Raw genomic sequence first — 20148 nt, 5'->3', positions numbered from 1 at the left:
TATTGAATCCCCACAAGGAGCTTATTCATGCAGCGTCGCTCGTTTCTGAAAAAGGCAGGTCTTGGTGCGGTCGCCAGTACTGCCGCTATTGCTGCCCCTGCTATTGCCCAGAGCAATCCCAAGGTTAATTGGAAGCTGACATCGACATACGGCCCCGCCACCCCGGCGCTGTTTTCGACCGCTCAGGCGTTTTGCAAGATGGTGGAAGAGGCCTCGGATGGCAACTTCAATATCCGTTTGTACCCGGCCGGTGAAATCGTTCCCGGTTTTGGTGTGATGGATGCGGTCAGCAACGGCACCGTTGAGTGTGGTCAGACAGCTTCGTATTACTACTACGGCAAAGATCCATCGTTCAGCTTTGATACGGCAGTGCCATTTGGGCTGAACGCGCGTCAGATGAATGCCTGGATGCAGGAAGGCAACGGGACGAAACTGCTGCGTGAGTTGTTCGCGACCCGTAACATCATCAACTTTTCCTTCGGGAATACCGGCACCCAGATGGGCGGCTGGTACCGTAAGGAAATCAATTCCCTGGAAGACCTGAAAGGTCTGAAGATGCGTACGGCCGGTTTTGCCGGTGAAGTGCTGGCCCGTATGGGTGTGGTGCCTCAGCAAGTGCCGCCGGGCGATATCTACCCATCGCTGGAAAAAGGCACGCTGGATGCCGTGGAGTTCGTCGGTCCCGTAGATGACGAAAAGCTGGGCTTTCAGAAAGTGGCCAAATACTACTACTACCCCGGTTGGTGGGAAGGTTCGGCGCAAGTGTCGCTGTACGTTAACGACGCCGCTTTCCAGGCACTGCCTAAGCAATACCAGTCGCTGATTGAAATTGCGTCGCGTGCTGCCGGCGAGCGCATGCTGTGCCAGTACGACGCGCAAAGCCCAGGCGCCTTGCGTCGTCTGATCGCCAGCGGCGCCATTTTGAAAGCCTTCCCGCGTGATGTGATGGATGAGTCCTTCAAAACAGCCAATATCGTGTACAAGGAATTCTGCGACAAGGACCCCATGTTCAAGAAGATTCACGACGATTACATGGGTTTCCGCGATGCGCTTGTGCCTTGGTTCCGCGTGGCCGAAGGCTCCTACGACAACTACCTGGGCATTGCTCTGGCAAACCAGAAAAAAGGCTGATCCCAGTATCTGAGTCCGGGCAGAGCACTCTGTTCGGGCTTGGCAGGTCCAGCTTGTTCACCCCTGTTTCCCGGTTGGAAGCAGGGGTTTTTTTATTGGCTGGTGCTCTGGGGTACGGGGTGGGTCTGATCAGTGGATCTAAAGGTAGGGAGGCTTTTTGGAAGGCGCCGCAAGAGAGTGTTGCGTTGAGGTGGAAAAATACTCGCAGCCTTGCTGGAGCGTGCGCAGAGATGAAACCCGTGCTTTCTTTTTATGAAGCGCGGCCTGGGTGTGGCAAAAAATCGGTGCTTTCGTACAAAACCCTCGTGTTTTCCACTATTTATGTTATTATGGCGAGCTATTTGGCAGAAATGCACGGGCGGAATATAACGTCTTGGCAGGGTCAAATAGAGCTGCCTTGCTTGAAAAAGCGGGTGGACTGTAGGGGTTAGGCATGTTGCCTTGACCCGAAATTTTAATATTTAGGAACCATCATGAAGACCTTCGTGGCCAAGCCGCTTGAAGTCAAACGTGACTGGTTTGTGATTGACGCTAAAGGCAAAGTCCTTGGTCGTGTGGCCAGCGAAGTCGCACGCCGCTTGCGTGGTAAGCACAAACCCGAATATACCCCTCACGTTGATACCGGCGATTACATCATTATCATCAACGCTGCTGACATTGCCGTAACCGGTAACAAGGCACAGGATAAGAAGTACTATCGTCACTCGAACTACCCAGGCGGTATTTACGAAACCAACTTCCAAACCATGCAAGAGCGCTTCCCAGGCCGTGCCATCGAAAAGGCCGTCAAGGGTATGTTGCCAAAGGGCCCTCTGGGCTACGCCATGGCCAAGAAACTGAAGGTTTACGCTGGTGCCGAGCATCCTCATAGTGCTCAACAGCCTAAAACTCTGGACATCTAAGGATAGGTCATGATCGGTAACTGGAATTACGGTACGGGCCGTCGCAAGACCTCCGTCGCTCGTGTCTTCATCAAGAAAGGTTCGGGCCAAATCGTGGTCAACGGCAAGCCTGTTGACGAATACTTTGCTCGCGAAACGGGTCGCATGATTGTGCGTCAGCCTCTGGTGCTGACCAACCATGTTGAATCCTTCGATATCAAGATCAACGTGCATGGCGGCGGCGAAAGCGGCCAGGCCGGTGCTGCCCGTCACGGCATCACCCGCGCTCTGATCGACTACGACGAAACACTGAAGACGGCTCTAAAACAAGCTGGCCTGGTGACTCGTGATGCTCGTGAAGTTGAGCGTAAGAAAGTCGGTCTGCACAAAGCACGTCGCCGCAAACAGTTCAGCAAGCGTTAATTCGCCTCGCGACCTGTTTATGGTGCTCAAAAACCCCGGACCTGTCCGGGGTTTTTGTTTGCTGGCTACATTTGTCCTGCTTTACCGGGTCTGCTGCTTGAGAACAGGCAGGACTACGTTAAGATAGAATTTTTGCTTGTCTCTCTTTCAGGAAAGTTCATGGCTACACATAGCGATACCCGGATCAAGGTAGGGATTGTCGGCGGTACAGGTTACACCGGGGTCGAGTTGCTGCGTCTGTTAAGTCAGCACCCTCAGGTGGAACTGGTCGCCATCACCTCGCGCAAAGAGGATGGCGTGCCGGTTTCGGATATGTATCCGAACTTGCGTGGCCATGTGGATCTGAAATTCTCTACTCCTGAAAATGCCAATCTGGAACAGTGCGACGTGGTGTTCTTTGCCACTCCCCACGGTGTTGCCATGAGCCAGGTCGAGCGTTTGCTGGCTGCAGGCGTGCGTGTGATCGACCTGGCAGCGGACTTTCGTCTGCAAGATACGGACGTGTTCCAGAAGTGGTACAAGATGGAACACAGCTGCCCCGATATTTTGAGCCAATCGGTGTATGGTTTGCCCGAGCTGCTGCGCGACAAGATCTCTCACGCCAAGGTGATCGGTAACCCCGGCTGCTATCCCACTACGGTTCTGCTGGGCTTGGCTCCCTTGCTGGAAGGTGGCAAGGCGCTGGTTGATACTCAGCACCTGATTGCCGATTGCAAATCCGGTGTGTCCGGTGCTGGCAAAGGGGCTTCGGTTCCCAATCTGTTTGCGGAAGCCAGCGACAACTTCAAGGCCTATGGCGTGTCGGGTCACCGTCACCATCCGGAGATTGTGGAGCAGTTGCAGCGTTTGGCCGGCGGCCCGGTTGGTCTGACCTTCGTGCCCCACCTGGTGCCCATGATTCGCGGCATGTTTTCCACGATCTATGCCCGCATCAAGCCTGAGGCGATGGACACGGACTTCCAGGCCCTGTATGAGCAGCGCTACGCGCAGGAAGCGTTTGTGGATGTGTTGCCGGCTGGTACCCTGCCTGAAACCCGTTCGGTGCGCGCTTCCAACCAGCTGCGTATTTCCGTGCAGCGGCCCGGTAACGGCGATCAGCTGATTATTCTGGTGGTGCAGGATAATCTGGTGAAGGGTGCTTCCGGTCAAGCCGTGCAGAATATGAATATCCTGTTCGGCCTGCCAGAACAAACTGGCCTGAATCACGTTGCCATTCTGCCTTAAGGGGAACTTGGTCTTGGTGAACAGGTCAAATATCCATGACTGAATCACCACAAACCACGACTCAGACTGCCGCTCCTTCCCGTGCGCGGGGCGGAGCGTCTGTCATTGCACTGGCGGTATTGGCGGGTATGTTATTGGGTGGCGGTGGTCTATGGCTATACCGCAGCCTGACCCAGCCTGCAGACCAGTCTGAACAAATTCAGTTGGCGATGCAGAATCTGGCACGTAGTCAGCAATCCCTGCAGCAGATTCAAAGCGAATTTGAGGTGCTGCGTGGGCAGTTGGTGTTGGAGGAGAGCACACGCAAGGGGCTGGAAAAATCCTTGCTGTCCACTCAGACCGAACTGGCGCAAACACGCGAACAGCTGGCTTTTTACGAACAGTTGCTGCCCCCTGGCCCCAGTGGTTCCATTACGGTTCGTGCCCTGGAGGTCAGTAAGAGGGGAGATCTGCTGGAGTATAAAGTCCTGCTGCAACGTAACGCCCCGGAAGGAAAGCCATTTTCTGGTCGCCTGCAGTTTCAGCTGACCGGGCGGCAAGACGGAAAAAACGTTAAAATCGATTTAACACCCAGTTCCGGGCCAGATTCGGGGCTGGCAGAGTCGTCTGTAGAACAGACTGATCCTTTGATCTTAAACTTTAACCAGTTTCAGCGCGCTATGGGTTGGCTGGCGTTGCCGCCAGGCTTTGAGCCCACCGCCTTGACGCTGAATGTTCTGGAAGGAAGCGTTATCCGCGCTTCTCGCCAGGAAAAAATCGCCTAGCCAGACTAATCACCTTACCCGCGGGTGGTCATGTGCAAGGCGATCACATGATAATTATTCATGCCGGCGGGGGCCGGCAGGAGAACCACATGAGCACTCTTACCGAATCCGTTGATCTGCAAGCCCCTCCTTCCCCTCTGATCTTTACCGATTCAGCGGTTGAGAAGGTCCGTGAGCTCCTGATTGAAGAAGGCAGCCCCGAACTGAAGCTGCGCGTCTTCGTGCAAGGTGGTGGCTGTTCCGGCTTCCAGTACGGCTTCACTTTTGACGAACTGGTTAACGACGACGACACCATTATTGATAAAGACGGCGTACAACTGCTGGTTGACGCCATGAGCTTCCAGTACCTGGTGGGCGCAGAGATTGATTACAAAGACGATCTGGACGGTGCTCAGTTCGTTATCCGTAATCCTAATGCGACAACGACCTGCGGCTGCGGCTCTTCCTTCACGATGTAAGAAGGTGGCGTCAGCGCTGGTCGTTCAGCGCTGATCGGCTTTAGCAGGATTTGTACACAAACACCCCAGACTCTGAATGCAGGGTCTGGGGTGTTTTAGTTGTGCGCGTGAGCATATCGTGTTTGATGAATCTGCGCATTTCCGGGCTCTGTAGCAGGGGCAGGCGAGGTGGATAGCTCCGTGAATGAGGGGAGCGCGGGCGGGAGAACGGGCTTGAGGCTTGGGATGCTTGAAGTTGGGATGGATGAGTGCCTGTCATTTGTTTGTCAGGGTTTCATCTTGCGGGGCTGTGCCTGATCAGATGCTCCAGGGCACTAGCGTTATCGGATTGCCTCTTGTGTCAGGGGCGGGGTGCCAGCGTTTGTCAGGCCGGATAGCAAGCGCCGAGTACGGTTGCGCGACGTGCTCCGGTTACGGCAGGCAGCCCCGCAGGAATACGTTCAACATGTGCATAAGCCAGCCAGGCAAAGGCCAGGGCTTCAATGGACTGCGGGTCCATGCCGAGTTCGGCGCTTGAGCGGATGGGCATGGTGAGTTGATCGCCCAGGCGTTTCAGCAAGGCCGGATTGGCCGCGCCGCCACCACATACAATCAATTCCTGCACCTGAGCAGCGTAAGGCTGGATAGCTTGCGCAATGGTATGCACCGTCAGATCCATCAGGGTGGATTGCACTATGGCCGCTGAAAGCCCACTATTGGGATCAACCAGATCCAGATGCTTTTGCAGCCAAACCAAATTGAACAGATCACGGCCCGTGGATTTAGGGGCGGGCAGCGCAAGCCAGGGTTCGCTTAACAGGCTGGCAAGCAGGGCAGGATCAGACGTCGCGCTATTGGCCCATTGACCGTCCTTGTCATAAGGCTGGCCTTGATGTTTGTTCACCCAGGCATCCAGGAGCATGTTCGCCGGGCCGGTATCAAAGCCAAACACCTCACGCCCCGGCAGTAGCAGGGAAATATTGGCAATCCCGCCCAGATTCAGAATGACGCGGCCGTGCTCGTGACGGAAAAGCGCCTCATGGACGATAGGCACCAAGGGTGCCCCTTGGCCGCCCGCGGCAATATCCCGGCTGCGAAAGTCTGCAATCACATCTATGCCGCAGCGCTCGGCCAGCAGGGCAGGGGCGTTCAGTTGCAGGGTGTAGCCCTGGTCAGGTGCATGGCGGATGGTTTGGCCGTGTACGCCAATCGCGCGGATCAGCTCTTTTTCTGCGCCTTGGGTCCAGGGCAGGCACGCCTGGGCGTAGAGTTCGGTCAGTTGCACAGCGGCAATGCTGGCACGCGCTAGCTCATTCTGTCCCGGGTGTTGCAAAGCCAGCAGCTCGGCTCGCAAAGCGGCCGGCATGGGCAGGCTGCGGGTTTGGTGTATCTGTGCCCCCTGTGTGCCGAAGGAAGCCAGCACGGCATCCACACCGTCCATGCTGGTCCCGGACATGAGTCCGATATACAGGGGGGCTGACATGGGGCTTAACGGCTGGCCAATTGCACGGGCTCAGCGTCCGTGTGCAGCAAAGCGAAGCTGTCCTGATAGGAGGCCAGGGTTTGCTGGAACTGCTTGCGTTGGGGGGCATCCAGAACACGCGCGACAGGCAGATCTACCGACAAAGGATCAACGGCTTTTTGCGCAATACGGAATTCGTAGTGCAGGTGCGGGCCCGTTGCCCAGCCCGTCGATCCCACATAGCCGATCAGTTGACCCTGTTCGACACGATCACCTTTGCGCAGCCCGGCCGCAAAGCGGCTTTGATGGGCGTACAGCGTGGTGAACTGGCCGTGGTGCTTGAGAATGATGGTATTGCCATAGCCATTTTGACGGCCAATGAACTCAACGGTGCCATCGGCTGTGGCATGAATGGGCGTACCCGATGGGGCCGCGTAGTCCACACCGTTGTGGTCACGCCAGCCGCCATGTACGGGATGGCGACGACCGCCAAATGTGGAGCTGATGCGGGTGAATTTCAGGGCGGTGCGCAGGAAAGCGCCTTTAAGGCTTTGGCCGCTGAAATCGTAGTAGCCGCCGCTGCCGTTTTCGGGCTGGAACCAGGCCGCTTCATGAACTTTGCCCTGATTGATGAACTCCACTGCCAGCAGGCGACCCGAACCTACGTCCTGCCCTTCATGGCCGTAGGATTCGTAGACCACGCGGAAGCTGTCGCCTTTGCGCAGGTCTTTCAGAAAGTCAATCTTGCTGCCCATGACATCGGCCATTTGCAGCGTGATGTTGTCGGGGATGCCGGCTTGGTCGCTGGCGCCAAACAGCGAGCTGTTGATGGTGGCCTGGGCGACACGTACCCGGGTCTGGGTCTGGTCGCTTTGCTCCTCAGCGACAAAACCGCCTTGCCCGTCGGGCCGAACTTCCAGCCAACGGGCCTGGCCCTGACCGGATTGCTCGGAATACGGGGTGTGGCGGTAGCGCAGCCATTGCAAATTGCCATTGGCATCCAGCGCTGCCTGCACGGTACGACCCGGATAGAGCTTGTAGATTGAGCGCGCCTGCTTGTCGTGAGTCAGAAACTGCAGTAAACCCTCTTCGCTCACCTGCATGCGCTGCAGCAGGGCGGACAGGGTATCGCCACGGCGAATGCGGGTTTCCGTGACGTAGGCTTGTTGATCCTGGGCTTGCAATACCGTCAGATCCGACGGCAGGGTCAAGGCAGTGCGGGCTTGGTAAATCTGGGGCTCGGGGCTGCTGGGCATCACCACGGCCAGCGCGCCGGCGGCGACAAAGGAACCCAGGGCCAGCGTGACCAAACCAGTGCGGATAATGAGGGCTCGGGCGAACCGAGGCTGGTGGATGTTAAGGTGGGAGGAGGAGCGTTTCCCTTTGCTGAACATAAAACCAGAACCTTGTTGGACGTACGGTTTACCGTCCACCCGGTTTGCAGGCGGAGGTCAGTTGTACTGGGCGGACAGAACATTCCAGCCCTGGCGATCTGACCTGCGCGGGAATGATAAAATAGGGTGGTTTACGAAACCTTGCTCATTAATTAAGCACGTCTCGCAATAGCAGGCTATCCTAGCGCATTAGGCTTAATTTTTCGAGCATTTTTACTCATTAGTTTGTCACCAGATTTGTTATGTCATCCCCCTCAGAGCCCCTTTCTCCAGAAGTCCTGGCTGATTTAGCCATCGTCAAACGCGGCTGCGACGAATTGCTCGTCGAATCCGAGTTTGCCCGCAAACTGGCGCGCAGCCATGCAACAGGACAGCCGCTGCGGATCAAGCTGGGTCTGGACCCCACGGCTCCTGACATTCACCTGGGGCACACCGTGGTGCTGAACAAGATGCGCCAGTTGCAGGATCTGGGGCATACCGTTATTTTCCTGATTGGCGATTTCACCTCCACCATTGGCGATCCCAGTGGGCGCAACACCACCCGCCCGCCTTTGACGCCCGAGCAGGTCATTGCCAACGCCAAGACTTATTACGATCAGGCCGCGCTGGTTCTGGACCCTGCCCGCACCGAAGTTCGCTATAACTCGGAATGGTGCGACAAGCTCGGCTCACGTGGCATGATTCAATTGGCTTCCCGTTATACCGTGGCACGCATGATGGAGCGGGACGACTTCACCAAACGCTTTAAGGCCAATCAGCCTATTTCGGTACACGAGTTTTTGTACCCCTTGTTGCAAGGCTACGATTCGGTTCAATTGAAAGCCGATGTGGAATTGGGCGGTACCGACCAGAAATTCAATTTGTTGGTGGGACGTGAATTGCAAAAAGAATATGGGCAGGAGCAGCAATGCATTCTGACCATGCCTTTGCTGGTGGGTTTGGACGGCGTGGAAAAAATGTCCAAATCCAAAGGCAATTACATTGGTATTAGTGAAACGCCGGACTCGATGTTCGGCAAATTGATGTCCATCTCCGATACCTTGATGTGGCGGTATTTCGAGCTCTTGTCGTTCCGTAGTCTGGAAGACATTGCCGGCCTGCAAAAGCAGATCGACCAGGGCCGGAACCCGCGCGAGGTCAAAGTGGAGCTGGCACAGGAGATCGTCACGCGTTTCCACAGCGCCCAGGCTGCGGCCCAGGCACTGGAAACATTTGATGCCCGTTTCCGTCGGGGCGAAATGCCCGAGGACATGCCCGAGGTTACGGTGGCCGGTGAGCTGGCCTTGTTGCGCGTGTTGCGTGAAGCAGGTCTGGTCGCCTCCAGCAGTGAGGCCCAGCGCAATGTGGAGCAGGGCGGCGTACGCATCAATGGTGAGCGTGTGGACGATAAGGGTTTGCAACTGGAGCCGGGCAGCTATGTGCTGCAAGTAGGCAAGCGCAAGTTTGCGCGGGTCACCTTGACCGGCTGATTGATTGTGGAGGTCTGCAATGAAACTGCGTAGTGATTCTTTTCAAGATCAGGGCATCATTCCCGAGCGTCTGGCTTTTTGCCGATACGACGCACAGTCGAGAGTTGCATTGGCTGGTAATGCCAATCCGCATCTGGAATGGTCCGATGTTCCCGAGCAGACCCAATCCTTTGTGGTTATTTGCCACGACCCCGATGTCCCCAGTAAACCGGACGATGTGAACCAGGATGGGCGCGAGGTGCCGGCGGATCTGCCACGGGTGGATTTCTTTCATTGGGTGTTGATCAACATCTCCCCCCAATTGCGAAGTCTGGCCGAAGGTTCGTACTCCAAGGGTATTACGCCACGCGGTAAAGCCGGCCCTTTGGCGCTGGATGATACGCGCCAGGGTGTGAATGACTTTACCAACTGGTTTGCCAGCGATCGCGACATGAACGGTGATTACTTTGGCTACGATGGCCCGTGTCCGCCGTGGAACGACGCCTTGCCACACCGTTATGTCTTTACGGTCTACGCGCTGGACATTGCCGAGCTGCCTCTGGAGGGGCGTTTTAACGGCCAGGATGTACTGCGTGCCATGGAAGGACACATTCTGGCTCGTGCGACCTTGACAGGTCTGTACACCCTGAATCCCCGTTTGATTCAGCAATCCTGATTCCCCGGGGCGGACTATTTGAGTTTTATTCATATTCTCTTGAGTCCGCCCGTTGCCGCCTAACGTTATTTCCGCATTTTATGGGGTTTCTGCCACCGGAGATGTTTGTCTCGGTGGTTTGATGCGCTTCCGCGCTAAAATGTTGCTTTCTTAGTTTGCTACCTACTTTATCCTTAGGAACCCTCATGTTTGACCGTTCTGCGACTCTTGACAAAGTTGATCCCGATCTTTGGGCTGCGATTCAAAGCGAAGATGTGCGCCAGGAGCAGCACATCGAGCTGATTGCCTCGGAAAACTACACCAGCCCTGCCGTGATGCAAGCCCAGGGCACACAACTGACCAATAAATACGCGGAAGGTTACCCTGGCAAACGCTACTACGGCGGTTGTGAGTTCGTGGACGTGGTCGAGCAATTGGCTATTGATCGTTTGAAAGAACTGTTTGGCGCCGAGGCCGCCAACGTTCAGCCCAACTCCGGCTCGCAAGCCAACCAGGGCGTGTACATGGCTGTGCTCAAGCCCGGTGACACTGTGCTGGGTATGAGCCTGGCCGAAGGCGGTCACCTGACCCACGGTTCCCCGGTGAATGCCTCGGGCAAGCTGTACAACTTTGTGTCCTACGGTCTGGACGCCAACGAAGAGCTGGACTACGAGGAACTGGAGCGCTTGGCCAAAGAGCACAAGCCCAAGCTGATCGTGGGTGGTGCTTCGGCTTATTCCCTGCGCATTGATTTTGAACGCATGGCGCGCATTGCGCATGAGAACGGTGCCCTGCTCATGGTGGACATCGCTCACTATGCCGGTCTGGTTGCAGGCGGGGTGTACCCCAACCCTGTGCCTCACGCTGACTTCGTGACTTCGACGACGCACAAGTCGCTGCGTGGCCCTCGTGGCGGCGTGATCATGATGAAGGCTGAGCACGAGAAAGCCATCAACTCGGCGATCTTCCCCGGCATTCAAGGCGGCCCCCTGATCCACGTCATTGCGGGTAAAGCCGTGGCGTTCAAGGAAGCGCTGGCCCCCGAGTTCAAGACTTACGCTGCTCAAGTCGTGAAAAACGCCGACGTACTGGCTCGCACCCTGGTCGAGCGCGGTCTGCGCATCGTCTCTGGCCGTACCGAAAGCCACGTCATGCTGGTGGACCTGCGTCCCAAAGGTATTACCGGTAAAGTGGCTGAGGAGGCCCTGGGCAAGGCGCACATCACCGTCAACAAGAACGCCATTCCGAACGACCCTGAGAAGCCCTTTGTCACCAGCGGTGTGCGTCTGGGTACGCCTGCCATGACTACGCGCGGCTTTAAAGAAGCCGAGGCGGAATTGACGGCACATCTGATTGCTGATGTACTTGACAACCCTCACGACGAAGCCGTTTTGGCAGATGTTCGTCGCCGTGTACACGAGCTGACTGCCAAGTTGCCCGTCTACTCCTCCAAGTAATCCAGCCGGAGCGGGCCGCAAGGCCCGCGATTCTGAATGAAGTGTCCGTTCTGCCACCATGCCGATACCCAGGTGATCGATTCCCGAATCACCGAAGAAGGCGACGCCATACGGCGACGTCGTAAATGCTCGGCCTGTGAACGGCGCTTCACAACTTACGAGCGTGCTGAACTGAGCTTGCCCGTTGTGGCCAAGCGCAATGGCACCCGTATGGATTTTGACCCCGCCCGCTTGCGGGCGAGCATGGGCGTTGCGTTGCGCAAACGCTCCATCCCCATGGCGCAAGTCGATGCTGCCGTGCAGCGCATCGAAGAAAAACTTCAACTGACTGGCGAGCGTGAAGTCTCCTCGGAGACTATCGGTGAACTGGTCATGGCCGAACTCAAGCAGTTGGATCAGGTGGCGTATGTGCGTTTTGCCTCGGTCTACAAGAGTTTTAAGGACATCCGCGAGTTTGTAGAGGCGATCGACGAAATGAACGATCCCGACCGCGGCTAAGGCTTATGGTCGAACAAGAAGACGTCGTCTGGATGCGGCAGGCTCTGAAGCTGGCCGAGCAATCCCTTTATATCAGTGCCCCCAATCCCCGAGTCGCCTGTCTGATTGTGCGCGACGGCCAGTTGTTGGCTTCAGGCTCCACACAGCAGGCTGGTGGACCTCATGCAGAAGTGATGGCGTTGCGACAGGCGGCAGAGCGAGGCGTGAACGTGGCCGGCGCGACGTTTTATGTCACCCTGGAGCCTTGCAGCCATCATGGGCGTACGCCTCCTTGTGCGGATGCGCTGGTCAAGGCGGGAGCTGGGCGCGTGGTCTTTTCCATGTACGACCCTAACCCTTTGGTGGCAGGCAACGGCGTCTCACGCTTGCGTCAGGCGGGCATCTCTGTGGATGGCCCTGTGTGCGTCGAGCAGGCGCTGGCGATCAACGCCGGATTTTTTGCTCGTATGACACGCGCACGCCCCTGGTTATGGATGAAGATGGCCGCCTCACTGGATGGTCGCAGTGCCTTGCCGGATGGGCGATCTCAATGGATTACCGGACCGCAGGCCCGTGATGATGGTCACCACTGGCGCGCTCGCAGTTGCGTTGTCTTGACCGGCATCGGTACGGTGAACGCGGATAATCCCTTGATGAATGTGCGGGCGGTTTCCACTCCCCGGCCGCCTATCAAAGCCGTGCTCGACACCCATTTGCGCCTTGACCCCAAGGCTGCCTTGCTGGATGGCACCTTGTGTTGGGTATTCAGCCATCGTCGCGATCCCGAGCGTGAGGCTGAGTTGGCAGACCGCAATGCTCAGGTTATTCCCATGCCTTTGCACGAGGGCCAGGTGGATGTGCGTGCCATTCTGGATTGGATGGCCGAACAACAGATTAATGAAGTTCATGCAGAGGCGGGAGCACGACTTTCGGGGGCATTGATTGATGCTGGCGTGGTAGACCAACTGCTGATGTATCTGGCCCCTAAAATTTTGGGGCAGGGGCGCGGTGTGGCGGACATTACGGCTTTGTCGGGCCTGGAGGATGTCGAACCTTTCGAGTTCACCGACGTGCGTCTGCTGGGGGCTGACCTGCGTATTCTTGCTCGTCAGCGTGATCACTGGGATGCTTTGTTGCGTGCGGTGGGCGGGGCTTATCCTCCCGATTCGGAATAAGCCGTTTCCCCCCCAAGTCGGTGTGCTCAGGCGTATGAGCAAGAAGCCGATGAAAGCGGGGCGACAGACTCAAGTGCCCGTATCACTCGCTCAATAGTGTCACTTTGCCTGGGCCTTGAGCGTGAGCCGCCTCTCCAGTACGGCCTTGCCAACAATTCGTCCAAGAAAAAATTGAATGCTTGCGTTACAAGGACAAGTGCTGCTATTATTATGGACTTGGCATTAGCAGCTTCACATTGCTTGGCCAAAGAATAATTAGGACAGGTGGCCGAGTGGTTGAAGGCGCACGCCTGGAAAGCGTGTATACGTTTATAGCGTATCGGGGGTTCGAATCCCCCTCTGTCCGCCAAGAATTAGATCTGAAAACCCGCCCAGCGCATCGCTCGGCGGGTTTTTTATTGTCTGTAGGGTTTGAAACGGGACCTAGTCTTGCATCCACGGGCTTGAAAGGAGGGGGGGCGGGGCGTTGGGAGTGCCCGTCTGTCTGAGGCGCTGATAAACAGGTAGCCGGAAGGGTGAAGCTGCTGCTCTTTTTGAATTTGTTTTGCTGACAGAGGCAAACGGTTTTGCTCTGATTTTTTTCTGATGCTTATGGCCCGACAGGCGTGGTGGGATTGCGAGGCCCTGCAGCAAAGCGATCAGACCACGTTCAAGTCACGGGGTTTTGACGTTAATTATGTAGAAATACTATTAATTTTTTTTGCTGCTGCTTTGTGATTATTTTTGTTTTCCATTCAATGTGTTTTGTTGATGGGTTTTCACATTTTTGGATTTATAAAAGAGCTCAAACAACGGTATAGTGTCGTCTTTGCGGATACGTCGTATCCGGTACCGCTTGATCTGTGCGATGAGCATTATTTAGCCGTCTATCTGTATGGTTTTTTTGAATTTTTAAAATTAAAAGTCTATAGACTATTCAGAGCTCTCTTCATGTTTATCGTTTATCCTGCTTTCGGATTGTTGACTGGTACGTTTCATTTCTCACACTGATCTTGGTTTTTAAGAATTGGGGTTCAGCCCAATTAAGGACTCTACTTATGTCGCATTATTTTAAAGCTCTTGCCATCTCTAGCGTCATCGGTATGCTGGCAACCGGGGCACAGGCCGCAACGGTGAAGGAAGTGTTCAATGGGGAAATGCTGGGTACGAATCAGCGGTACTTTGAATCGATTGCCGGGATACCGCGCCAGTCTTATGGAGACTCACATGTTTTCCGCGTGCAAGGGTGCGACATCACAGCCACCATCAACAATGGTGCAGTGGCTTCATTGAGTATGGAACTGGGCGGCCAATGCCAGGCCAATCTGGGCACATTTATCGGCGATTATGCGCCGCCGGCAGGGCAGACATTAACGCCGGGAGCCTTTGAAGAGTCTTCGGGCGGAGGCCTGAGCTATCTTGCCGATTGCCTGTCTCTCTGCGGCAATGCCGCTGATCCCTCGGTCTATGCCTTGTGGGAAGGGCCCCGGGCGGCGGGGTTTATGGAAGTGATGCTGGAGGTGGTTCTGGTAGACGGTGATGCGCTGGATGCGGCCAGCCTCTGGCAAGACCATATGACTAAAGCGGCGGGAGAGGATTTTGTCATGGACACACGCTTTAATTGTGACCGGCGCTTTGATGCTGAGGCGCATCAAGCATTTAAAGACGTCAAAGTGACTGCGGTAACGATAGGCCACGGCTTGAGCACGCCTGGCTGCTAAGGTCATTGCGGCTATAAGCTGTGACTCTGGCCCTCGAAGCCGGATGGTTTCGAGGGCTTGGTTCATGACGTGAATCGCTCAGCCCCGTGTACCTTATCGTTAAAAGGGCCAGGCAAGGCCGTGAAAAGCGAAATGGCGCTGTTCAGGCGGTGTCACCTTTTAAATGCTTCTTTGATTCACCCGCCTGGATAATTCCTGCGCCGTTTCCTTGCGTTCGCTGTACCTATCCACCAGATAAGCAGCGCAGTCGCGCGTCAGCAAGGTGAACTTCACCAATTCTTCCATCACATCCACCACCCGTTCATAGTAGGACGAGGGCTTCATGCGGCCTTCTTCGTCAAACTCCAAAAAGGCTTTGGCGACCGAAGACTGGTTGGGGATGGTGATCAGACGCATCCAGCGGCCCAGCACCCGCATCTGGTTCAACGCATTAAATGACTGGGAGCCACCAGATACTTGCATCAGCGCCAGTGTTTTGCCTTGAGTCGGGCGAATCGCGCCAATACTTAACGGTATCCAGTCAATTTGTGCTTTCAGGACGCTAGTCATGGCGCCGTGTCGTTCGGGCGAGGTCCAGACCATGCCTTCAGCCCACTGCACTAACTGACGCAGCTCCTGTACTTTGGGGTGGTCATCTGTCGCGCCCTCAGGCAGGGGCAGGCCCTGTGGGTCGAAAACCCTGGTTTCTGCTCCCATTGCTTCCAATAGTCGTGCGGCTTCCCAGGTCAAAAAGCGGCTGTAGGATCGTTCCCTCAAGGAACCGTACAACAGCAGGATGCGAGGTGGGTGGGTTGCACGATCCTTGGGCAGCAGTTCTGCCAGATCCGGGACTCTGAACGCTTGTTCGTCCAGATGGGCTAAGTCAGCTTTATTCAATTCTTTGTCCGTATTCATCAATGATGGCTTGGCCGTCCTCTTTGCGAAAGGCTCCTTGTTGTGGTCGTGGAAGTATTTCCAGTACCTGTTCCGAAGGGCGGCACAAACGTGTGCCCCGTGGTGTGACGACAATGGGCCGGTTGATCAGAATGGGATGCTCCAGCATGAAGTCAATGAGTTGTTCATCAGTCCACGTAGGATCGCCTAAATGCAGTTCTTCATAGGGCGTTCCTTTCTGTCGCAGAATCTCGCGCACGCTCAGACCGCAATCTCGAATCAGTTGAATCAGGGTATCGCGCTCGGGCGGCGTTTTCAGATACTCGATGATGGTGGGTTCTTGTCCGCTATTGCGAATCAGGGCCAGTGTATTTCTGGAAGTGCCGCAAGCGGGGTTGTGATAGATGATGATGTCTGTCATGGCGTTGTTTCGTGTGAGCGGCTCAGGCGACGAGATCGAGGCGTAGTGCCAGAGCGGCAAGGGTAATCAGCAAGACGGGGGTAGTCAGAATGACCCCTACCTTGAAGTAATAGGCCCAACTGAGGGTGGTGCCTTTACGCGCCAGCACATGCAGCCATAAGAGGGTAGCCAGACTGCCTATCGGCGTGAACTTGGGGCCCAGGTCGCTGCCGATGACGTTGGCATATATCATGGCTTCTTTGACGGCGCCTTGGGCGCTGGAGGCGTCAATGGACAGGGCGGTGACCAGTACAGTGGGCATATTGTTCATGATTGAGGACAGGAAGGCGGATAGCATGCCGGTCCCCATCGCTGCGCCCCACACGCCAGCCTCAGCAAATTTGTCCAGCAATAAAGCCAGATAGTCTGTTAGCCCTGCATTGCGCAGCCCATATACCACCAGATACATGCCCAGCGAGAACACGACAATTTGCCAGGGCGCGCCCTGCAGCACTTTTTTGGTGTTGATGGTCGTGCCGCGGGCGGCAACGGCCAGCAGGATGAGCGCACCGGTGGCGGCAATTGCACTAATGGGAATACCCAAGGGCTCCAGCGCAAAAAAACCGGTCAGCAATAAAGCCAGGATGAGCCAGCCAGCCCTGAAAGTGGCGATGTCCTTGATGGCCTGCGAGGGTTGTCGTAATTGCTCCAGGTGATAGCGGACGGGGATGTCGCGCCGGAAATACAGTATCAGGACAATCAGGCTGCTCAGCACGGACACGAGATTGACGGGCGCCATGACCCAGGCATAGTCCGTGAAGCCCAGTTTGAAGTAGTCCGCAGAGACGATGTTCACCAGGTTGGAGACAACCAGCGGCAAACTGGCGGTGTCGGCGATAAAACCCGCTGCCATGACAAATGCCAGGGTGGCAGGGGCCGAGAAGCCCAATGCCAGCAACATGGCCATGACGATAGGCGTCAGTATCAGGGCTGCCCCATCATTGGCAAACAAGGCCGAAACCGCTGCGCCCAGAATCACGATAAAGGCAAAAAGCCGGCGTCCATTGCCAGCTCCCCAGCGTGCCACGTGAAGGGCGGCCCATTCAAAAAAGCCCGCCTCATCCAGCAACAGGCTGATGATGATAATGGCCACAAAGGTGGCAGTGGCGTTCCAGACAATATTCCAGACCAGGGCCAGATCTGTCCATTGCACTACCCCGAGCAACAAGGCCGCGGCAGCCCCCAGGGAGGCGCTCCAGCCTATACCCAGGCCTTTGGGTTGCCAGATGACAAGCGTCAAGGTGGTGATGAAAATCAGTATTGCAGCAAGCATGGTGTAGCGTTCCGAGGCCGGTTTAGCATTGCCGGCACGCGTCTGGCGCGGTGCCGCAATCCTCGCCCTGACAGCAGTTCTCGGTCAGGTAGGCGAGCAAGTCGTTCATGGTGGAAAAGGTGGCGCTGTACAACAGATTGCGACCTTGACGCTCGGCGTGAATCAGTCCGGCATGGCTGAGCTCTTTCAAGTGAAAGGACAAAGCATTGGGCGCAATCCCCAATTGTTCGGCCAGGGAGCCCGGCGTCAGCCCAGATGGGCCGGTGACGACCAGGGCGCGAAACACCCGGAGACGGGCTTCATGGGCCAGAGCGGCCAGAGAGCGGATAACGTGAGATTCTTCCATAGGGCGATAATACAATAATTCAACAATCATTGAACTAAATATTTATGTTTGTTTTTTGGAGACTTCAGACTTCAGACTTCAGACTTCAGACTCCAGACTACGGATGCTTTTGAGGCATGAAGACAATCGCTACGGTATTGGTCAAGCTCAGGGCCAAGACCCCAGCCGGGGCTGAGGTCAGGACAGGGAACACCTGCCAACTCGGAAGCGAGCGCAGACCGCGACCAGGAGCCGGATCAAGATTGAGGCCAAGATCTGAGCAGGGGCCGTCACCAAGGCCGAGGCCACGACCGAAGCCAAGGCCATCGCGAACGCTCAGTTCCGGGAGGGGCAGGTCAAGGCAACGATAGACGCAGACACCACACTAATAGCCATAGCCATGGCAACAATCATCACAACAGCAATAGCAGCAGGGACCAGCGCCGAAGAGATACCAACGGCCAGGACAGAGACCACAGCAAGCGCAATGAGAGCAACAGCAAGGATAGCAACAAGGGCAACAGCAGCGTTCAGAACAACGATCGGTACGATCTCACCGCATGAGCGGCATGAGTGGCATGAGCAGTCGTGGGCCCAGCAACTGGGTGCATGGTGTGATTTGCCAGCCGAGCCGAGCAGTGCTAGGCGGTCAGTTGTTCACTTAACCAGTCGGCAAACACTTCTGCGCGAGGATTCTGATCCAGAGTCTGGGGAGAGAGCAGGTAGTACGCCGAGCCGTCCGGAATAAAGCCCTGCGGGGCGATGAGCTGACCGCTTTTCAGTTCGTCTTCCACCATTAAACGCGACACCAGGGCTATGCCTTGTCCGGACATGGCGGCCTGAATGCATAAATAAAAATGTTCCAGCTCCAGCTTGTTGGCAGCGTGGAGAGATTGGCCGCTCAGCCGCTCCCAGGTGGCCCAGGCTTGAGGGCGGGAACTGCTCTGTATGAGCACCTGCTGGCCCGCCTCCTCGTTGTAGGGGTAATGGGGCTGGCAAACGGGCCCGATCGTTTCCTCGCACAACCTCAAGCCGCAGACCGAGTCCGCCCAATGAAAGTCATCACGACGGATGGCGAGATCCACGCCCATTTGAGCAAAGTTTACCGGCCCTCCCGCTGTAATCAAATGCACGGTGATGGTGGGATGCAGCGCATGGAAATTGCCCAGGCGGGGAATCAGCCACTTCATGGCGATGGTGGGCTCACAGGATACGGCCAGGGCATGCTCACGCTGAGTGTGCTGCAACTGACGGACCACATCCTCCAGACGCTCAAACATGGGGGTGGTGACGTGTAGTAGCTGGCGGCCTGCCGGTGTCAGAAATACGGCCCGATTTCGTCTTTCAAACAGTTCCACGCCTAACGATTCTTCCAACGCCCGAATCTGGCGGCTGACTGCACCATGAGTGACATGCAGCAGTTGGGCTGCCTGCACAAAACTGCCTGCCTGAGCCGCGGTGTCGAAGTAGCGGAAGGCCGTGAGGTTGGGAAGATGCATAGTCAATGAAAACTCACAGAAAAGGCGCAGAATTTATCGTTTTTAAATTAGCACCGGATTATCAATAATGAAATTCTGTGTCAGCTAGTTAAATAAAAGGTTATGGGGAGTTTATTTCATCGTTTAAAAATTAGCGCTGTTTTCATAAAGAATAACAAGAACGATGGATATTCGATGAATACATGCGTCGCCAGGAAGGATTCTCCCTGTCTGAGGCAAGCAGTTTTTGCCGATGGACAGAACGAGCTCAGCGTGGCCAACCCATTCGTAGAGTGTAGGACGAACCCCTGCTTTTGGCGGGCGGCAATCTAGCTTGTCACCCCGATTTCATCAAACTTAGGCTTGTTAGAAATGTATGAACTCTTGGCAGTTGCCACTATCACTCTTTTGGCGGTGGTCAGCCCTGGACCTGACTTTGCCCTGGTCACGCGCAATGGCTATGGTTTTGGACGCAAGATCGCCTTGATCTCGGCCCTGGGTATCGCGGTCGGTGTGCAGGTGCATGTACTCTATACCGTGTTCGGGCTGGCAATTTTGATTACGCAGTCGCCTGGTGTGTTTTGGCTGATGAAGGGGGCGGGTGCCCTGTACGTGATGTACCTGGGTTACCGGACTTTTCATAACGCCGCTGGGCTGACGGTAGGGGAGGTAACGGGAAATACGCCCAGCGCCTGGCAAGCTTTTGGTATGGGTTTCCTGACCAATGCTCTGAATCCTAAAACCATGTTGTTTGTTGTGGCCACGTTCACACAGTGTGTGCAGCCAAACGCGCCCTTGTGGCTGAATTTGGCCTATGGTTTGCTGATGTCTTTGCTCCATTGGGTCTGGTTTAGCATCGTGGCCCTGGCATTTTCAACGATGCATTTGCGTACCCTTTTGCTGGCTCGACAAGGGATCTTGGACAGAGGGATTGGGGCGGCCTTGTTTGGCTTGGGGGCCTCGCTACTGTTTGCCAACGCGGTGTCATAAAGAGGCATGCTGACGCTACGGGCGCAGGCCGGATGTCAGCATGCTTTGCCCGTCTGGTCTCCCAGACGGCGTTGTCAGTACAATTAAAAAATTAATGGGTTTTGTTTTTTATTAAAAGAAA

20 protein-coding genes and 1 tRNA gene are annotated in these 20148 nt (G+C 55.7%); 14 read left to right on the top strand and 7 right to left on the bottom strand.

Annotated elements, in window-relative coordinates; genetic code table 11:
* Window positions 1-27 precede the first annotated feature (27 nt).
* The 6 genes from ACOZ42_RS14050 to erpA all read left to right on the top strand — a co-directional run bounded on the left by ACOZ42_RS14050 (window position 28) and on the right by erpA (window position 4881).
* Complete coding sequence (locus tag ACOZ42_RS14050) at window positions 28-1131, top strand: TRAP transporter substrate-binding protein (protein ID WP_003801838.1); 1104 nt, start codon at window positions 28-30, stop codon at window positions 1129-1131.
* Between the two features lie 473 nt (window positions 1132-1604).
* Window positions 1605-2033: a 50S ribosomal protein L13 gene (gene rplM / locus ACOZ42_RS14045; RefSeq protein WP_003801836.1), complete on the top strand. Its 429-nt coding sequence runs from the start codon at window positions 1605-1607 to the stop codon at window positions 2031-2033.
* 9 nt (window positions 2034-2042) lie between these two features.
* On the top strand, window positions 2043-2435 hold the full coding sequence (gene rpsI / locus ACOZ42_RS14040) for a 30S ribosomal protein S9 (protein WP_003801832.1): 393 nt from the start codon (window positions 2043-2045) through the stop codon (window positions 2433-2435).
* A 159-nt stretch (window positions 2436-2594) separates the two neighbouring features.
* The gene (gene argC, locus ACOZ42_RS14035) at window positions 2595-3659 is read left to right on the top strand and encodes an N-acetyl-gamma-glutamyl-phosphate reductase (protein WP_301605987.1); all 1065 of its coding nucleotides are present in this window, start codon (window positions 2595-2597) and stop codon (window positions 3657-3659) included.
* A gap of 35 nt (window positions 3660-3694) precedes the next feature.
* A complete protein-coding gene (locus ACOZ42_RS14030) occupies window positions 3695-4423 on the top strand; it encodes a DUF6776 family protein (protein WP_426345282.1) in 729 nt (242 codons plus the stop codon).
* 89 nt (window positions 4424-4512) lie between these two features.
* Window positions 4513-4881 carry an iron-sulfur cluster insertion protein ErpA gene (erpA, locus tag ACOZ42_RS14025; RefSeq protein WP_003801826.1) on the top strand — a complete coding sequence of 123 codons (369 nt, stop codon included), beginning with the start codon at window positions 4513-4515 and terminating at the stop codon, window positions 4879-4881.
* A 364-nt stretch (window positions 4882-5245) separates the two neighbouring features.
* On the opposite strand, the gene ACOZ42_RS14020 is transcribed toward erpA, so the two are convergent.
* Together ACOZ42_RS14020 and ACOZ42_RS14015 are read right to left on the bottom strand one after the other, a co-directional pair.
* The gene (locus ACOZ42_RS14020; RefSeq protein ID WP_426345281.1) at window positions 5246-6343 is read right to left on the bottom strand and encodes an anhydro-N-acetylmuramic acid kinase; all 1098 of its coding nucleotides are present in this window, start codon (window positions 6341-6343) and stop codon (window positions 5246-5248) included.
* A 5-nt stretch (window positions 6344-6348) separates the two neighbouring features.
* Window positions 6349-7716, bottom strand: a complete 1368-nt coding sequence (locus ACOZ42_RS14015) for a M23 family metallopeptidase (protein ID WP_219235096.1) — start codon at window positions 7714-7716, stop codon at window positions 6349-6351.
* 242 nt (window positions 7717-7958) lie between these two features.
* Here ACOZ42_RS14015 and tyrS point away from each other — a divergent pair, with 242 nt between their 5' ends.
* The 7 genes from tyrS to ACOZ42_RS13980 all read left to right on the top strand — a co-directional run bounded on the left by tyrS (window position 7959) and on the right by ACOZ42_RS13980 (window position 14628).
* Window positions 7959-9185, top strand: coding sequence for a tyrosine--tRNA ligase (gene tyrS, locus ACOZ42_RS14010; RefSeq protein WP_003801820.1), 1227 nt, complete (start codon window positions 7959-7961; stop codon window positions 9183-9185).
* Between the two features lie 19 nt (window positions 9186-9204).
* A complete protein-coding gene (locus tag ACOZ42_RS14005; RefSeq protein WP_003801818.1) occupies window positions 9205-9840 on the top strand; it encodes a YbhB/YbcL family Raf kinase inhibitor-like protein in 636 nt (211 codons plus the stop codon).
* Window positions 9841-10025: 185 nt separating this feature from the next.
* A complete protein-coding gene (gene glyA / locus ACOZ42_RS14000; RefSeq protein WP_003801816.1) occupies window positions 10026-11276 on the top strand; it encodes a serine hydroxymethyltransferase in 1251 nt (416 codons plus the stop codon).
* A gap of 36 nt (window positions 11277-11312) precedes the next feature.
* Window positions 11313-11774 (top strand): transcriptional regulator NrdR, encoded by a 462-nt coding sequence (gene nrdR / locus ACOZ42_RS13995; RefSeq protein WP_003801815.1) that lies wholly within the window; start codon window positions 11313-11315, stop codon window positions 11772-11774.
* Between the two features lie 5 nt (window positions 11775-11779).
* Complete coding sequence (gene ribD, locus ACOZ42_RS13990) at window positions 11780-12928, top strand: bifunctional diaminohydroxyphosphoribosylaminopyrimidine deaminase/5-amino-6-(5-phosphoribosylamino)uracil reductase RibD (protein WP_336580109.1); 1149 nt, start codon at window positions 11780-11782, stop codon at window positions 12926-12928.
* A gap of 258 nt (window positions 12929-13186) precedes the next feature.
* Window positions 13187-13277, top strand: a tRNA-Ser gene (locus tag ACOZ42_RS13985).
* Window positions 13278-13965: 688 nt separating this feature from the next.
* Window positions 13966-14628, top strand: coding sequence for a hypothetical protein (locus ACOZ42_RS13980; protein WP_003801808.1), 663 nt, complete (start codon window positions 13966-13968; stop codon window positions 14626-14628).
* Window positions 14629-14787: 159 nt separating this feature from the next.
* On the opposite strand, the gene arsH is transcribed toward ACOZ42_RS13980, so the two are convergent.
* The 5 genes from arsH to ACOZ42_RS13955 all read right to left on the bottom strand — a co-directional run bounded on the left by arsH (window position 14788) and on the right by ACOZ42_RS13955 (window position 19058).
* Window positions 14788-15522, bottom strand: coding sequence for an arsenical resistance protein ArsH (gene arsH / locus ACOZ42_RS13975; protein WP_059318268.1), 735 nt, complete (start codon window positions 15520-15522; stop codon window positions 14788-14790).
* Entirely contained in the window at window positions 15497-15922 is a 426-nt protein-coding gene (gene arsC / locus ACOZ42_RS13970) for an arsenate reductase (glutaredoxin) (protein WP_426345280.1), read from the bottom strand. Before arsC ends, arsH begins: the two co-directional genes overlap by 26 nt.
* A gap of 22 nt (window positions 15923-15944) precedes the next feature.
* Complete coding sequence (locus ACOZ42_RS13965) at window positions 15945-17234, bottom strand: arsenic transporter (protein ID WP_003801802.1); 1290 nt, start codon at window positions 17232-17234, stop codon at window positions 15945-15947.
* A 22-nt stretch (window positions 17235-17256) separates the two neighbouring features.
* Complete coding sequence (locus ACOZ42_RS13960) at window positions 17257-17580, bottom strand: metalloregulator ArsR/SmtB family transcription factor (protein ID WP_336580067.1); 324 nt, start codon at window positions 17578-17580, stop codon at window positions 17257-17259.
* A 620-nt stretch (window positions 17581-18200) separates the two neighbouring features.
* Window positions 18201-19058 carry a LysR substrate-binding domain-containing protein gene (locus tag ACOZ42_RS13955; RefSeq protein ID WP_059318270.1) on the bottom strand — a complete coding sequence of 286 codons (858 nt, stop codon included), beginning with the start codon at window positions 19056-19058 and terminating at the stop codon, window positions 18201-18203.
* Between the two features lie 351 nt (window positions 19059-19409).
* Between ACOZ42_RS13955 and ACOZ42_RS13950 the strand changes: the two genes are divergently transcribed.
* Window positions 19410-20027: a LysE family translocator gene (locus tag ACOZ42_RS13950; protein ID WP_003801794.1), complete on the top strand. Its 618-nt coding sequence runs from the start codon at window positions 19410-19412 to the stop codon at window positions 20025-20027.
* Window positions 20028-20148: the final 121 nt, after the last annotated feature.

The sequence above is a fragment of the Alcaligenes sp. HNGD-HTN06 genome (genome assembly GCF_049932565.1).
Taxonomy (GTDB): Bacteria; Pseudomonadota; Gammaproteobacteria; order Burkholderiales; family Burkholderiaceae_B; genus Alcaligenes; species Alcaligenes ammonioxydans.
The sequence above is the reverse complement of the archived record's forward strand: the minus strand, read 5'-3'. Positions and strand labels throughout refer to the sequence as shown.

Bases quoted from the DNA above. Each gene is read 5' to 3' on its own strand.
- ACOZ42_RS14050 (WP_003801838.1), top strand. From the start codon at position 28: ATGCAGCGTCGCTCGTTTCTGAAAAAGGCAGGTCTTGGTGCGGTCGCC.
- rplM (WP_003801836.1), top strand. From the start codon at position 1,605: ATGAAGACCTTCGTGGCCAAGCCGCTTGAAGTCAAACGTGACTGGTTT.
- rpsI (WP_003801832.1), top strand. From the start codon at position 2,043: ATGATCGGTAACTGGAATTACGGTACGGGCCGTCGCAAGACCTCCGTC.
- argC (WP_301605987.1), top strand. From the start codon at position 2,595: ATGGCTACACATAGCGATACCCGGATCAAGGTAGGGATTGTCGGCGGT.
- ACOZ42_RS14030 (WP_426345282.1), top strand. From the start codon at position 3,695: ATGACTGAATCACCACAAACCACGACTCAGACTGCCGCTCCTTCCCGT.
- erpA (WP_003801826.1), top strand. From the start codon at position 4,513: ATGAGCACTCTTACCGAATCCGTTGATCTGCAAGCCCCTCCTTCCCCT.
- ACOZ42_RS14020 (WP_426345281.1), bottom strand. From the start codon at position 6,343: ATGTCAGCCCCCCTGTATATCGGACTCATGTCCGGGACCAGCATGGAC.
- ACOZ42_RS14015 (WP_219235096.1), bottom strand. From the start codon at position 7,716: ATGTTCAGCAAAGGGAAACGCTCCTCCTCCCACCTTAACATCCACCAG.
- tyrS (WP_003801820.1), top strand. From the start codon at position 7,959: ATGTCATCCCCCTCAGAGCCCCTTTCTCCAGAAGTCCTGGCTGATTTA.
- ACOZ42_RS14005 (WP_003801818.1), top strand. From the start codon at position 9,205: ATGAAACTGCGTAGTGATTCTTTTCAAGATCAGGGCATCATTCCCGAG.
- glyA (WP_003801816.1), top strand. From the start codon at position 10,026: ATGTTTGACCGTTCTGCGACTCTTGACAAAGTTGATCCCGATCTTTGG.
- nrdR (WP_003801815.1), top strand. From the start codon at position 11,313: ATGAAGTGTCCGTTCTGCCACCATGCCGATACCCAGGTGATCGATTCC.
- ribD (WP_336580109.1), top strand. From the start codon at position 11,780: ATGGTCGAACAAGAAGACGTCGTCTGGATGCGGCAGGCTCTGAAGCTG.
- ACOZ42_RS13980 (WP_003801808.1), top strand. From the start codon at position 13,966: ATGTCGCATTATTTTAAAGCTCTTGCCATCTCTAGCGTCATCGGTATG.
- arsH (WP_059318268.1), bottom strand. From the start codon at position 15,522: ATGAATACGGACAAAGAATTGAATAAAGCTGACTTAGCCCATCTGGAC.
- arsC (WP_426345280.1), bottom strand. From the start codon at position 15,922: ATGACAGACATCATCATCTATCACAACCCCGCTTGCGGCACTTCCAGA.
- ACOZ42_RS13965 (WP_003801802.1), bottom strand. From the start codon at position 17,234: ATGCTTGCTGCAATACTGATTTTCATCACCACCTTGACGCTTGTCATC.
- ACOZ42_RS13960 (WP_336580067.1), bottom strand. From the start codon at position 17,580: ATGGAAGAATCTCACGTTATCCGCTCTCTGGCCGCTCTGGCCCATGAA.
- ACOZ42_RS13955 (WP_059318270.1), bottom strand. From the start codon at position 19,058: ATGCATCTTCCCAACCTCACGGCCTTCCGCTACTTCGACACCGCGGCT.
- ACOZ42_RS13950 (WP_003801794.1), top strand. From the start codon at position 19,410: ATGTATGAACTCTTGGCAGTTGCCACTATCACTCTTTTGGCGGTGGTC.